Raw genomic sequence first — 13,256 nt, 5'->3', positions numbered from 1 at the left:
CTCCCAATGCGGCTACCGGAACCATGCGGTACGCAACTTGAACATCCGCGCATGGGATTGTCCCCGATGCGGCACGCACCATGACCGGGACATGAACGCCGCACGCAACTTGGCGCGCGCCGAACACTACACCATCATCGCCTGAACCTACAAGAAGGCCCCCGAACGGCCCTAAACTTGCCGCTACCGTGGGTAACACGGAAAGTAACGACCGAGGGAGTGCCACACCAACGCGAGTAGCCCGCCATCCCAGATGGCTGCAAAAGCGGGCATAATGAACCGGTAACACTCTAAAAAATAGACACCGTACCCGTATGGGTATGATGGACCACATTTTTAGTTACAGTCAACGCAACAAAAAAGCCCCACACGGCAGTCCGTGCGGGGCGTGAGTGAGCAGCGATCAGAAGTCGCTCATGCTGAACGCGTCTTTCATGTTCATTGAAGCCGTGTAAAGCGCTGTGCCGAGCAGTTTGTCGGTCTCTTCCTTGGCGTGTGCGGCCATCGTGGCGTTGATTTGCGCAAGCGCGGCACGGATCTTGCTGTTGCGCGTGGCCTTGACGATGTCGTCGGGATGCATCGGCTGAATGTCGGGGCTGATGCCGTCCTCTTCAATGTCGGTCTCACGCAGGGCGGCCGTGTCGACGTCGTCGAGCTCGTCCACTTGGGAGTCGGCGACGGCGATCAGATGGTGGCCGATGCCGCCGAGCTTCTCGTCGTAGCCGGCCACAGCCTGCTTTGTGGTCGCGAAATTCGGGTCGCACAGTGCGGCGATAATGCGGTCGGCCCAATACAGGTTGTCGGTCGAAGCTGTTGTCGTGGCGTTGCTCACGTACTCAGGCGTCGTGTCGACGTTCGTGAACATTGGCAGCAACGCGTTGAATGCGCCATCACCGAACGCAACCCACTGGATTGCGCGGTTCGACTGCGGACGATACGGGCGGATCTGCATAACGGACAGCTCGTTCGTGCGGTTGATGCCGATCTGGCGGAACATGCCGCGCGATTCCTCGGTGCCGCGGCGGCCGAACGGATCATACGGCGTTTCCTGATAGTGCGACGAGAGGATGTACTTGACGTCCTCGATCGTGATCTTGCGGTCGGGCTGGCGGCACCACGGAATGTCGTCGCTCGTTGGCGTGACTTCAGCGTCAGGGCCGTCCCACACCGAATCGTAAGGGTTGAAGTAACGCTGCATGTACCAGGCGCGCGGCGTGTTGTAGACGTGGTCGGAATCCGAGTGCGAACCGAACGCCATGCGCGGGTTGAACACGCTGACCGACTCGACAGCGATGTCCAGATGGTTGTCGCGAATGAACTCGATCAGGTCGGCGGAGCACAAGTGTTCTTCCTGGTCGCCGAACGCGTCGTCAAGGTCGAACTCATCGATGCCAAGCTGGTTCGGCATCGTCACATACGCCTCGTCGGGCACGCGCTTGGCGATCCAATGATGGCCGCCAACCGTTTCAAGCCACCAAATCTCGTCGGCGTCCGAGAAGCCGATGCCGTTCATCTCATACGTGCCGTATTCTTCGAGCAGCTTGCCCAACCGCAGCACGCCTTCACGCGCCGTCTTAATGTAGGGCAGCACAATCGTGACAAGGTCTTCCTCGCCGATGCCGCCCGGAATCGCTTCCTGGCCGTCCTTGGCCGGCACGTACTCGACGAACGGGTCGGCGCCGAGCACGCGCGCGTTCGTTGTGATTGTCTCGGTGGCCGTCATTGCGACGTTGGCTTCATTGATGCCGGCTTCGCCCCACACGCCATTGGACTTGTCGGCGTTCGGCATGGCTGTGTATTGCAGCGGATTGTCGGGCAGTTCAATCGTCAGATGGCCGTTGACACTCGTGTAGGTGCGCGGCTGGTCTTCCGGCTTGATCACGACGAAGTTCTTCGCGTCGAACTCGCCGCTACCGCTATCTTCATTACGCGCGATGATGGTGGAACCGTCGTAGCTGGCGGCTTTACCAACGAGCAACGTGGTGCAGCTCATGGTTGGTACTCCTTAGTGGGCTGGACTAGCCCGGATGCATAGAGGTTATTGGAAATGGTGGGGGGCTGTTTTTTTTTGGGGGGGGGGGGTTACGGGTCAGGCGCGGCCCGTGAGGAAGATGCCGCCTTGGTCGAGCATCGAATCGCAGGTGCGGAAACGGTGCAGCATCTCGTTCATCCAGAACCCTTGGCTCAAATCGGGCAGCGGCTTTGCCGTGCCCCATACTTGCAGCATGTAGTCATGGTCCTGGTCAGGCGGCTGCGGGCCGTTGTACCGCATGATCAGATTCGGGTCATCAGGACGGCCCAGGAAATGCGAGGCCGACGAGTTGCGGCCTTGCACCGCTTCGGGAATGCGCACTGGCAGCTGACGTGAAAAATCAGCCGGTATTGACAATGCATGTGCATCCGAGGGATCGAACATCAACGCGTCTACGGGAAGGTTGGCCACGGTCCAATGAATCCATTCGAAGCCACAAACAGGAATAGAATCAGGATCAGTGAACTGCCAATGCAGATACTTGACGCCCGGCGCCAAGCGGTCGATGAAGAACGGGAACGAGACGGCCGGAACATCGTCGACACGGTTGGCCGCGGGCGCGCCCTTGGCGTACTCGTCCGGAATCACGGTGAAATCAGCGCTAACTTGCATGCTCCCAAGTGTAGACCCGTGTAGACCCGCGTAAACCCGCGCCAATGAACGTAACCGGCTCGCAGCAGTCAGGTTGCGGCATGAACGCAAGCGGGGCGTTGCCCACCGTATGGCAGGCAACGCCCCGAAAAACGCGCGCTGCGTGCGCATGCATGCGCGCCGATTCCCGTCAGTGCCGAGTCTCAGTTCCAGTACTCGGGCTTGTAAAATTCACCGTTGAGCGCACGGGCGGCGAGCTCCTTGGCTTCCTCGAGCGTGTGCTCGGCCAATTCGGCACGCACGTCGTCGAGCGCCACGGGCGTCATCGACAGCGAGTTGACACCCATGCCGACGAGCACGACGGCCAGATCGGGGTCAGCGGCGGCCTCACCACACACGCCCACCGGCATGCCCGCGTTGTTGCCAGCCTCACAAATCATCTTGATCGCGCGCAGCACAGCCGGATGCCAAGCCGTCTGATAGTTCGAGACGGAACCGAGCGTGCGATCGGCAGCCATCGTGTACTGCGTCAGATCGTTCGTGCCGATCGACACGAAATCGGCCACCTGGGCGACCTGATCGGCCATCAGCGCAATCGACGGCACCTCAGCCATCGCACCCACGAACTTCAGGCCATAGCTCTTGCCCAAGTTGACGAACCACTCGGCCTCGTAACGGTCGGCGACCATCGGAGCCATGACCCACAGGTCGGCGTCCGTCTGCGCGTCAGCCGCAGCCAAAGCCTTGAGCTGGTTCTCGAGCACCTCACGATGCGCTTCGAGCGTGCGCAAGCCGCGCAAACCCAAAGCGGGGTTCGGCTCGTCCTCAGGAGTCAAGAACGGCAGCGGCTTGTCGGCGCCCGCGTCAAGCATGCGGATCACGACCTTCTGGCCCGGGAACTCACGCAACAGGTCGGCGTACGCCTTCGTCTGCTCCTCAACGCTCGGCGGTTCGCTGTTGCCGATGAACAGGAACTCGGTGCGGAACAGGCCCACGCCTTCAGCGCCGTACTCGTGAGCGGCCTTGGCATCGGCCGGCTTGCCAACATTGGCAAGAAGCGGAATGCGCGTGCCATCCTTGAGCTGGCCCGGCTGGCCGCGCAGTTCCTTGGCGCGATCGGCCTTGGCGCGAGCCTGCTCGGCCTGCTCAATCTGCTCCGGCGTCGGATCGACCGTCACCTCACCCTTGGCGGCGTTGACAATGACCTGCTGGCCGTTGACCAAATCAGCGGCCTCAGGAGCCGACACGACGGCCACAATGCCGCGAGCGCGAGCCAGGATTGCCGTGTGCGAAGTCGGCCCACCTTCGGAAGTCACAATGGCCAGCGTCTTGTTCAAGTCAAGCGAGGCCGTGTCGGCAGGAGACAGGTCCTTGGCCACGAGCACGAACGGCTGCTCACTGTCGGGCACACCCGGAGCCGGCAGCTGCATGAGCTCAGCGATCACACGCTGGCCAACATCATGCAGGTCAGCGGCGCGCTCACCCTGATAGCCGCCGATTGCGCGGAACATCTCTTCAATAGCGCCAAAGCCTTCGAGCACGGCGCGCTCGCCCGTCTTGCCCTGCTCGATCAGCGCGTTGATCGAGGCGGCCAGCTGCGGGTCGGCCGCGAACATCGAGATGGCGTCGAGGATTTCAGCGGCCTGCTTCGTGCCCTCATCACCATTGCGGGCCTCTTCGGCGCGACGGCTCAGGTCGGCGTTGACCGAATCGAGCGCCGCTTTCACACGCGCTTGCTCCTTTTGCGCCGATACCGAGGCGTCACGCGCCACGTCTTCAGGTTCGGGAAGCGGATCCGCCATACGCAGTACGGGACCGACTGCCACGCCGCGACCAATGCCAACACCTTTGATGATCATTTGGGCTCCTTCCGAAGGGCTGCCTGCGAACATTCGCTGCGTTCCATGGCATGGCCGGCGGGCGAGGCGCTCGCGGGGGGCGATTGCTGCCGGCGGGGCTGCCTGCGGGAGGGGGCCTGCGGGCTGGCTGCGGACGGTAAACAGCGTGTTCGTTGTGGGCGTCATCGTTGTTGATGACGTCTCTTGGTTAGTGATTCTCTGTTGCCGACAACGGGAAAACTATTTTTCCGTTGCGCGGAAAAATGCACTGAGAACCCAAGCGGGAACTAGCGGTAATCGTTTTCTAGGACGGCCTTCCTGTTATAGTAGCAAACGCAGTGTGCAATTCGAGGGCACAGCGTCGCGCCACCACCCCCGCGGCACACCCGGCACGCCCGCGCATGATGCCGCATGATGCTGCATGGTGCGCGGTCGGTGAGGCAGCGCAGCTGACCAACAGTTGCCAACGAGGCAAACGCCCCACCGCAGCCACCCACGATTCCACAATTCAAGGAGTGTCATCATGGCAAACGCCACCCGTACCATCACGATCAACGATCCAGTCGGTATCCACGCCCGTCCGGCCGCCCAGTTCGCCGCAGCTGTCACCGGTTCCGGCTGCACGGTCACCATCGCCAAGGGCGATGGCGCACCGGTCGCCGCCAACTCGATCCTGGCCATCATGGGCCTGGGCGTGAAGAACGGCGACGACGTGACAATCACCGTGGAAGGCGACAACGCCGAGCAGGTCGCCGATGACCTGATCAACACGCTGACCGCCGCCAACTGAGCATCCTGATCAACGCGACCATCGCGATTCGTTGAGGATGCCGTGCCGGTCATGGCAGGGCCCGCCTCACGCGCATCGCGGTATCGCGCCTGACTCGAATAACTCGCATAACCCGCATAACCCGCAGCATGAGACCCGCGCTCACGCTGCGGGTTATGCGTTGTAGACTCAACTCATTGCACACAGCAGTGCATGCGGCAATACATCACCATGCGCCAGCACACGCACGCTAGGATGCGCACCAGGTGCGCGCAAGGACGTGCAAGAACGTGCACAAGGAAAGGAATAGCCATGGCGGCCTCAGGCGGGGAACGCACCCCAGCATCGATCACGGACGTAGCCGCGCTCGCCAAGGTATCCATAGCCACTGTGTCACGTGTACTTTCGGGCAAACGCTCCAAAGATGACGACATCGCACGGCGTGTGCGCGAAGCGGCTGAGCAGCTCGACTACTCGGTCAACCGTTCGGCCAGCGCGCTGCGCGGGTCCCAAACCAAAACGCTGGGGCTCATCGTGCCCGATGCAGCCTACCCGTTCTGTGGCCGTCTGATTGATGCGCTTGAGCAAGAAGCCGACGACCGTGACCTTCAGCTGTTCATTGGCGTCGGCAACACGCATGCGTTGCAAAACGCACGGTTTGAATCACTCGTGGACCGTAACGTGGATGGCATTGTCATGGTGCCGGCTCCCGGCACCAACGTGGCTCTGATGGCCAGCCATCACCCGCATCGCTTGCCGATTGTGCAAATCGGTGGCCACCGCCACGCCTCCAGCATCTCCCTCGTCACGATTGACACCGTGCTCGGCATGGAAGAACTCATTGCACATCTCGTGGCACAAGGGTGCCAATGTGTGGCCACGCTGACCGATTCGCATCTGTCATTCGACGCGGCGGAACAACTCACGATGCTGCACACGCAGTTGCGTTCCTATGGCATTAATGCAGGCTCCCCCTGGCATCGCGCCTGCGAACCGACAATGCAGGACGCGTTCCTTGCTGTCACGAAGATGGTGCAAGACAGCAGGGCGAATCGCGCGACCGCTGGTGCTGCCCAGGCTGCCTCTGCCGGTCAGGATGCGGCCCAAGGTGTTAGCCAAGCCACCCAAGAAAGTCAGCGGCGTCCCGATGCGATCATCTGCGCGAACGACGCGCTGGCGGCCGGCGCGATCACAGCCATGCGCGCCCAAGGGCTGCGCGTACCCCAAGATGTGCATGTCGCGATTAACGGTCTGCATGCCACGCCATCGATTACCGGTCTTGAGGCCCCATTCGAGCTGATCGCCAAGGAAACGTTGCGCATTCTGGCAAACGGGCCCGATTACAGCGCACACGTGTCGCTGCCTCCCCAACTCGTGGTGCATAGCTCCACCCAAGCGTCGGCCACGGCATAGCAGCAACGCTGATCACGCGAGCCCGCGCACCTTACGCCGCCTGTGCCAATCAGACCATCAACTCAAACGATCAACTCAAACCATCAACGCGCAGAACAACGCTTCAAACACGAGCAGCGGATTGCCGTTGCCGGCCAACCGGCGTCGCGCCGTGGCGACGGCATCCATGCGTTCAATCGCGCCTTCGCGGTCGAGCCGCACCGACAGCTCAATGATGGCCGAACGGTTTTCAAGATTGACGAGCCCCACCGACTGCTCGGCATCATTTTGCACGACCGACACATCCCGATAGATGCTGGCTATGGAATTAAGCGCCCGGTCGAGCACATCGCGCGTCAGCCTTGTCACACGGCGTTTGAGATCGGCTTTCTTCGCCAGTGCATTGTAAGCGCCACGCAAATCAGCGGGAATGCGCTCCTCAGGCCCCAGCCCGTTCATACGACGGAATTCCTGCTCGTCCTTTTCAGCCTGTGTCTCCACCTCTTCCTCGGCCTGTGCTTTGGCCGAGGCGTTCAGCGAATCAGCCAACATCACGGCTTGCGAGGCGCGCTGCAACCCCAGCACTCCCACAATCAGCTCATCACGGTCGGCCAACACTTGCGAATTATGCGCATACATGTGTGCCACACCAATGTGCCCTTCGGCAAGCCGCGCTGCACGGGCCGCAGTACGCGCATCCACCTTCTCGTCACGTTCAAGGAATTGCTGCACGTCCTCATTGGACGGCACGCCGAGGTTCAGGATGCGCGTGCGCGAACGGATTGTAGGCAACACGTCTTGGGCGCTCGGTGCGCACAACAACCAGATTGTGCGCGGGCTCGGCTCCTCAATCTGTTTGAGCAGCACGTTCGTCGTGCGCTCAAGCATGCGGTCCACATCTTCAATAATGATGATGCGCCACGGCGCCGTGCTTGGCATCTGCTCACAGGCAGCCGCCAATTCACGCACTTGCTCAATGCCAATCGTCACTTTGTCGGTCGATACGATGCGCACATCGGGATGCGTGCCATTGAGCACCTGCTGCGTTGTCTTCGTCGGCTCATCGCCAAGCCCATGGTCCGGGCTTTCCAACGCGGCAGCGAACGCTTTGGCCATATGCGAGCGCCCCGATCCCGGAGGGCCGCAAATGAGCCAGGACTGCGCCAGATCAGCCTGGTCACCTTCAGCCAATGCGCGCAGTTGATCAATCACAGGTTGCTGGCCAACAATATCGTCCCATACACTCATGGCCCCTCCTCCACTCCTGCGGCCCGTCTACCAGCTCGCTTGCCGTCTCGTGTACCGCCTGGCTGCAGCACTCACTCAGCTCACCCAGTTCACCCAGCCCACTCAGTTCGCCAAGCTCACCCAGTTCACCGAGCCCGCTCAGCTCACCGAGCCACTTAGTTCGCCCAGCTCACAACCCTACTGCCGCCCGCACGTCGGCCGCAATACGCTCCACCGGCAACGACGCGTCAATCACACGGAACCGTTCAGGTTCCGCGGCAGCCATCGCCAAAAACGCTTCACGCGTGCGGCGCGCGAACTCATCGCCGGCTGATTCCATGCGGTCGGCCGGCCGGTTCAGCCGTGCGGCCGACAACGCCGGATCCAAATCCAGCACAATCGTCAAGTCAGGCACGAGACCGCCCGTGGCCCACATCGACAGCGCGCGAATCTGGTCGGCGCCAATATCGCGTCCGCCGCCCTGATACGCCACCGATGAATCGATATAGCGGTCGCAAATCACGTCGTCGCCGCGCTGCATGGCCGGCCGGATCACCTGCGCCACATGTTGCGCGCGATCCGCCGCGAACATCAACGCTTCGGCATGCTCGTCAATCGCCGAGCCGTCCGCCACACCTTCAAGCAGCAGCCGACGCAATGACGCGCCCAACGCCGTGCCGCCAGGTTCGCGCGTCACTTCAACGCTGCGTCCGGCTTCCTGCAACGCTTGCGCAAGCAGTTTGACCTGCGTGGTTTTGCCCGCGCCATCAATGCCTTCAAACGTGATGAACATGCGTCACCTCGCGCGCACAACGGCCGGGCGCGCATAGCCTTCGTTCGCCGTCAAATACTCGATGTCGGCCTTCACCGTTGCGGGCGTCGTGCCGAGCTCCTTGGCGATGCGCGAGTTGGCCCAGCCTTCGTCCGCCAAACGCCGCACGTCCTGACGACGCTTCATGCGCGCCTGTTCGGCACTCGACGCACTCTTCTTCGCCGCGCCCTTACCCGACTTGGCTGCAGACTTCGCGCCCGACTTGGCCGTAGATTTCGCCGCCGCCTTGCGCCCGCGCCTCTTCGCAGGCCCTTGCGCGCGCTTCTCAGCCAGCAAGCGGAACACATCGTCAGCGCTGATCGTCTTGACGTCATACTGCTTGGGCAGCGTGCGGTTCGTCACGCCATCGGTGATGTAAACGCCGTAGAAGCCTTCCTTGATCGGCACGGGTTTGCCCGACTCGGGATCGTTGCCAAACTCGCGCAGCGGCGGTTTCGCAGCCCTGCGGCCGCGCCCATACTTGGGTTGCGCAAACAGATCCTGCGCCTGCTGCAACGTGACCGTGAAAATCTCGTCCTCACTGCCCAGCGAGCGCGTCTCGGACTTGCCGTCGGCACCCGTCTTCGACAGATACGGACCGTAACGCCCGTTGCTGGCTGTCACCACAACCTGCTGCGTTTCACCCGTCTTCGCGTCAGCTTCGTCATACTGGCCGACTTCGCGCGGCAAACTCAGCAATTTGAGCGCCTGCTCGAGCGTGACCGTCTCCGGTGTCATCGTTTTGAACAGCGATGCCATCTTCGGTTTCGGCGCGTCCTTGGCCGCTTTAGCCGTGCCGTCGCCTGCGGCGTCTCCCGCTTCGACGAGCGCCACGTATGGCCCGAACCGTCCCGTACGCACTTCGACCGTGCCACCCGTGGCCGGGTCGGTGCCGAGCACACGCGGACCGCCTGCGTTCGTTTTGATCAGTTCACGACCGGATTCCACCGTCAGTTCATCGGGCAGCATCGTATCAGGCAATGACGCACGCTTCGGGTTGCCGTCCGCGTCAAGTTGCGTCGTGTCTTCCAAGTACGGCCCGTAGCGGCCCACACGCACGTGCAGCCCGTCGCCGATTTGGATCGTGTTGATTTCTCGCGCATCAATGTCGCCGAGTTGGGCCACCTGCTGTTGCAGGCCCGCGTGGGCTTCATCCTGCGATTGTGCGGCCCCGTCACCGGAGCCGAAGTAGAATCGCGTCAGCCATTCCCGACCCGTTTCCTTGCCGTGCGCAATTTCGTCGAGTCCATTTTCCATGTCGGCCGTGAACTGGTAGTCCACATACTTCGGGAAGTTCGTTTCCAGCAGTTTGATCACGGCGAACGCAAGCCACGACGGCACGAGCGCGCGACCGCGTTCATAAACATAGCCGCGGTCAATAATCGTCGAAATAATGCTGGCGTAGGTAGACGGACGACCAATTTCCTTGGCTTCGAGCGTTTTGACGAGGCTCGCTTCCGTATACCGTGCCGGCGGTTGCGTTTCATGGCCGTCAGCCGCCACGTTGGTTGCGTTGAGTTCGTCGCCCGGCTGCATCGGCGGCAACGACACGTCGTTCTTGCCGTCCGCACTGTTCGACGCGTTGTGCTGGCCGCCGACCGCGCGCAGGAATCCAGGGAACGTAATGACCGTGCCCGAGGCTTGGAACTGCGCTTCACCGTGCTCACCCGCGTTGGCCGTCAGCTTGACCGTGGCCGTTGAGCCTGTGGCGTCGGCCATTTGGGACGCGAGCGTGCGCTGCCAGATCAGCGTGTACAACTTGAGTTGGTCCGGAGGCAGTTTCGCCGCCAGTTCGTCGGGTGAACGGAAGTGCGAACCCGCCGGTCGAATACATTCATGGGCTTCCTGAGCGCCCGCCGTCTTCGTTGCGTACTGCTTGGGTTCGTCAGACAAATATTGATTTCCGAACTGCTGCTGTACGCTTTCTCGCGCCGCAGCAATGGCTTCCTGTGACAGCGTGACCGAATCGGTGCGCATATACGTAATGAAGCCGTTTTCGTACAGACTTTGGGCGGCACGCATCGTGGCACGGCTCGACATGCCGAGTCGGTTACCAGCTGCCTGCTGCATGGTTGAAGTCGTGAATGGCGGCAGCGGGCGCCGACGGTACGGTTTGGTCTCCATTGAGTCCACGCGGAATGGTTGCGTCTTGAGCGCGTCGGCCACAGCCGTGGCGGTGGCTTCATCAATCGCAAGCACCTGATCCTTGATTGCGGCGTCCACGAGCTTGCCCTGATCGTTGAAGTCCTTCGACGTGGCCAGGCGACGGCCGGCCAACGCCACCATGCGCGACTCAAACGAGACCTGCTCACCCGTCGCATCAGGCGCGATGAGCTCAGCCGACACATCCCAATAGGATGCGCGCACGAACGCCATGCGTTCACGTTCACGTTCCACAATCAAGCGTGTGGCCACGGATTGCACACGTCCGGCCGACAAGCCCGGACCCACCTTGCGCCACAACACAGGCGAAAGCTCATAGCCGTACAGACGGTCAAGAATACGTCGCGTCTCCTGGGCGTCCACCATGTTGTCATCGACTTGGCGTGTGTGTCCCAGCGACGCTTTGATGGCTTCAGGCGTGATCTCGTGGAACACCATGCGCTTGACGGGCACCTTGGGCTTGAGCGTTTGCACCAGATGCCATGCGATGGCTTCACCTTCGCGATCCTCATCAGTTGCCAAGTAGAGTTCGTCGGCATCCTTCAGCGCCGCACGCAATTCGGAAACCGTGTGCTTCTTGTCACTGCCCACAATGTAGTAGGGCGCAAAACCGTCATTGACGTCCACGCCAAACCTGCCGAAGCGTTCCTTCTGCGCCGCGGGCACCTGGCTGGGCTGCGCCAAATCGCGGATATGGCCCACTGAAGCCAGCACGGTGTATCCATCCCCTAGATACCCGCCGATCTTCTTAGCCTTCGCGGGAGACTCCACGATGACGAGCTTGCTGCCTGTTGCCATGTTGCTCCTCAGTATTCGTCTGCATCATATGATGCGGGCACCGAATCGTGCCTCATGCTCGCCATAATACTCATGCCAATCACAAAACAGCCCGCAACCGTATGGTCACGGGCGTAATACGAACAATGTGAGACATTATCGTGATGCCACGAATCATGCCTGCAATCATGCTGCTCAGTGTTGGGCTGGAGGCTCCGGCGGCGCTCCGAGCAAGCCGACGCGTGTCATTGGTGACGCCGTGATTTGGCGCATGGCCAACACCAAGCCGTTGGCCAGCGCTGTGATGCCGATGACCAACATGTTCGTTGCGTCAATCGATCCACGAATCGTCCAAGCCGAACCGATATCCAATCCAGGCTGCAGCTGGATCAGCACATACATGCCATATGCACTTGCGCACACGCCTGCGGTAATCAAAATCGTGCCAACAATCTGAATGCTTGGTGACGACACACGCTTGCCCGGGGCATCCATGCCTGAGCGTCCCGTGAACGCCAACATGATCATCGCGAATCCCGCTGCAATCAGCACCGACATGATCACATCCACAGGCCGATGCCATCCGTTGACCATGACCGTGCAGCCCACGCCTATCGTGAACACGGCGCTCACCACAGCGCACAGCGCACGCCACGCATGTGGCACCGCGCATACGAGTACCAGCCCCGATGCGATAGCGAGCAACACATTGCCGGAAGGGGCGGAATTGTTGATGTTCGATTGCACTTGAGCCAGGTAGGGTCGCGGCAAGTACTGTTTGAGCACGATGCCAGCCGCCGTGCAGCACACGCAGAATATGACGATTTGCACAATGAGCCGCCAGCGTTTGCGCACAATCACCACAATCAATGAAATCACCACGAGTACGGCGGCTATGGCCGCCACCACAGGTTCACTGGCCAGCGGCCATCCCGTGCGCGCCTGCAAGAACGCTGGCATTGCCGATGCAACGTTCATGAATACGCCATCTTCAAACACTTGGCCGCGCGGCGTCAGCACAGCCCACCAGAACGTTCCAGCCGCACCAGCCAACAACAGCACGGCCCATACGATACACAACACGATGCTCGATGTGCGCGGCCGCACCATCAACGGGTCAAGCTTCGCCAAGCCGCTCTCCGCGCTGATGTCAAGATCGTCCTGTCCGGCCGTACGCGCGTCATCACTGACCTCTTGAGCCACTGTCAACGATTCACGTGCCTTGACCGGCTGCCAGTTCAGTGCGCGTTGCGCGCCAGTTTGCTCGCCACGCTCCACGGCAGCTTGTTCGCCACGTTCCGTGACGGCTTGTTCGCTATGTTCCTGCGCCTCAATATCGGCACTATTATCGGTGTGCGCCAGCGTGTGCTCCAACTGTTCAGCCCCATCCTGCTGCGAAGCCGAGTCGGGCGCCTGTGGTTGCGAATCCTCTTGCGTCATACCACCCGACTTTACGCCACCACACCCAATTCCCGCCACACTCCATACCCCCCTATCCACAAGCCGCCTCTCCCCTGACCAGCCCGGTCAGGAAAACTACACTTCCTACCCCAAAACCGCATCCCTCCTGACCAGCGTGGTCAGAAAAACTACACTTCCCACCCCAAAACCGCATCCCTCCTGACCAGCGTGGTCAGAAAAACACACTTCCCACCC

At 61.1% G+C, this 13,256-nt stretch carries 10 protein-coding genes; 3 read left to right on the top strand and 7 right to left on the bottom strand.

What is annotated here, in order from left to right; genetic code table 11:
* On the top strand, nucleotides 1–145 hold a 145-nt coding region (locus tag BGLCM_RS08365; RefSeq protein WP_148401578.1), incomplete at its 5' end, for a zinc ribbon domain-containing protein.
* Nucleotides 146–403: 258 nt separating this feature from the next.
* Here BGLCM_RS08365 and BGLCM_RS07865 read toward each other — a convergent pair.
* The 3 genes from BGLCM_RS07865 to ptsP form a co-directional block, all read right to left on the bottom strand.
* The gene (locus BGLCM_RS07865; protein ID WP_006295442.1) at nucleotides 404–1,993 is read right to left on the bottom strand and encodes a C69 family dipeptidase; all 1,590 of its coding nucleotides are present in this window, start codon (nucleotides 1,991–1,993) and stop codon (nucleotides 404–406) included.
* 96 nt (nucleotides 1,994–2,089) lie between these two features.
* Nucleotides 2,090–2,644, bottom strand: coding sequence for a YbhB/YbcL family Raf kinase inhibitor-like protein (locus BGLCM_RS07860; RefSeq protein ID WP_006295443.1), 555 nt, complete (start codon nucleotides 2,642–2,644; stop codon nucleotides 2,090–2,092).
* Between the two features lie 182 nt (nucleotides 2,645–2,826).
* Complete coding sequence (gene ptsP / locus BGLCM_RS07855; protein ID WP_044085339.1) at nucleotides 2,827–4,482, bottom strand: phosphoenolpyruvate--protein phosphotransferase; 1,656 nt, start codon at nucleotides 4,480–4,482, stop codon at nucleotides 2,827–2,829.
* Nucleotides 4,483–4,984: 502 nt separating this feature from the next.
* Between ptsP and BGLCM_RS07850 the strand changes: the two genes are divergently transcribed.
* Together BGLCM_RS07850 and BGLCM_RS07845 are read left to right on the top strand one after the other, a co-directional pair.
* A complete protein-coding gene (locus tag BGLCM_RS07850) occupies nucleotides 4,985–5,251 on the top strand; it encodes an HPr family phosphocarrier protein (RefSeq protein WP_006295446.1) in 267 nt (88 codons plus the stop codon).
* A 291-nt stretch (nucleotides 5,252–5,542) separates the two neighbouring features.
* Nucleotides 5,543–6,643, top strand: a complete 1,101-nt coding sequence (locus BGLCM_RS07845) for a LacI family DNA-binding transcriptional regulator (RefSeq protein ID WP_006295449.1) — start codon at nucleotides 5,543–5,545, stop codon at nucleotides 6,641–6,643.
* A 75-nt stretch (nucleotides 6,644–6,718) separates the two neighbouring features.
* Here BGLCM_RS07845 and BGLCM_RS07840 read toward each other — a convergent pair whose 3' ends face one another.
* The 4 genes from BGLCM_RS07840 to BGLCM_RS07825 form a co-directional block, all read right to left on the bottom strand.
* Nucleotides 6,719–7,870, bottom strand: a complete 1,152-nt coding sequence (locus BGLCM_RS07840; protein WP_006295451.1) for a DNA polymerase III subunit delta' — start codon at nucleotides 7,868–7,870, stop codon at nucleotides 6,719–6,721.
* 169 nt (nucleotides 7,871–8,039) lie between these two features.
* Nucleotides 8,040–8,642, bottom strand: coding sequence for a dTMP kinase (gene tmk, locus BGLCM_RS07835; RefSeq protein WP_006295452.1), 603 nt, complete (start codon nucleotides 8,640–8,642; stop codon nucleotides 8,040–8,042).
* A 3-nt stretch (nucleotides 8,643–8,645) separates the two neighbouring features.
* Nucleotides 8,646–11,621, bottom strand: coding sequence for a type I DNA topoisomerase (gene topA, locus BGLCM_RS07830; protein ID WP_006295453.1), 2,976 nt, complete (start codon nucleotides 11,619–11,621; stop codon nucleotides 8,646–8,648).
* 174 nt (nucleotides 11,622–11,795) lie between these two features.
* On the bottom strand, nucleotides 11,796–13,040 hold the full coding sequence (locus BGLCM_RS07825) for a phosphatase PAP2 family protein (protein WP_006295454.1): 1,245 nt from the start codon (nucleotides 13,038–13,040) through the stop codon (nucleotides 11,796–11,798).
* Between the last annotated feature and the right edge of the window lie 216 nt (nucleotides 13,041–13,256).

The sequence above is a fragment of the Bifidobacterium gallicum DSM 20093 = LMG 11596 genome (assembly GCF_000741205.1).
GTDB classification, from domain to species: Bacteria; Actinomycetota; Actinomycetes; order Actinomycetales; family Bifidobacteriaceae; genus Bifidobacterium; species Bifidobacterium gallicum.
Note: the sequence above shows the minus strand (reverse complement) of the source record. Positions and strands in the feature narration are given on the sequence as shown.

Bases quoted from the DNA above. Each gene is read 5' to 3' on its own strand.
- BGLCM_RS07865 (WP_006295442.1), bottom strand. From the start codon at position 1,993: ATGAGCTGCACCACGTTGCTCGTTGGTAAAGCCGCCAGCTACGACGGT.
- BGLCM_RS07860 (WP_006295443.1), bottom strand. From the start codon at position 2,644: ATGCAAGTTAGCGCTGATTTCACCGTGATTCCGGACGAGTACGCCAAG.
- ptsP (WP_044085339.1), bottom strand. From the start codon at position 4,482: ATGATCATCAAAGGTGTTGGCATTGGTCGCGGCGTGGCAGTCGGTCCC.
- BGLCM_RS07850 (WP_006295446.1), top strand. From the start codon at position 4,985: ATGGCAAACGCCACCCGTACCATCACGATCAACGATCCAGTCGGTATC.
- BGLCM_RS07845 (WP_006295449.1), top strand. From the start codon at position 5,543: ATGGCGGCCTCAGGCGGGGAACGCACCCCAGCATCGATCACGGACGTA.
- BGLCM_RS07840 (WP_006295451.1), bottom strand. From the start codon at position 7,870: ATGAGTGTATGGGACGATATTGTTGGCCAGCAACCTGTGATTGATCAA.
- tmk (WP_006295452.1), bottom strand. From the start codon at position 8,642: ATGTTCATCACGTTTGAAGGCATTGATGGCGCGGGCAAAACCACGCAG.
- topA (WP_006295453.1), bottom strand. From the start codon at position 11,621: ATGGCAACAGGCAGCAAGCTCGTCATCGTGGAGTCTCCCGCGAAGGCT.
- BGLCM_RS07825 (WP_006295454.1), bottom strand. From the start codon at position 13,040: ATGACGCAAGAGGATTCGCAACCACAGGCGCCCGACTCGGCTTCGCAG.